This is a genomic window from Mycobacterium sp. ZZG (genome assembly GCF_054786995.1).
The window spans coordinates 1-536 of record NZ_JBTBFV010000206.1; the positions used below are offsets into that span (position 1 = coordinate 1).

1 pseudogene is annotated in these 536 nt (G+C 62.1%); it reads right to left on the minus strand.

Going from position 1 to position 536, the window contains the following annotated elements:
* Window positions 1–536: pseudogene (locus ACXMYJ_RS29375) on the minus strand (hypothetical protein); the annotation flags it as partial.

Sequence of the window (536 nt, forward strand, 5' to 3'; positions counted from 1 at the left end):
ATCGGCAAACCACCCACCGTGATGGCCGGCGGCAACCCGATCACCGTCACCACCGCAGCACCCGGGACCAGGCTCTCTTTGTCGGTGTCATCGACCACCGACACCGTGATCGAACGCGACAACCCACCCTCAGTGGCAGTGAAGGTAACGGCCTTGATCGCCGCCTCGTACTGCTCGATCGACGCCACACCCGAGAGCGTCAGTGTTCTGGTGGTCTCGTCCCACGAGGCGGTGATCGGATTTCCCTCAATACCGCTGAAGCTCAGCACATCCCCGGAGCGATACGACAGACCACCAATGGTCAGCGTCGCCTTCGACAGGTTCTCCGAATCCCCATCGAGAATGCTCACCGACGACACGACCTTGACGGGGGAACCACCCAACCGGAAAATCGGCAAACCACCCACCGTGATGGCCGGCGGCAACCCGATCACCGTCACCACCGCAGCACCCGGGACCAGGCTCTCTTTGTCGGTGTCATCGACCACCGACACCGTGATCGAACGCGACAACCCACCCTCAGTGGCAGTGAAGGT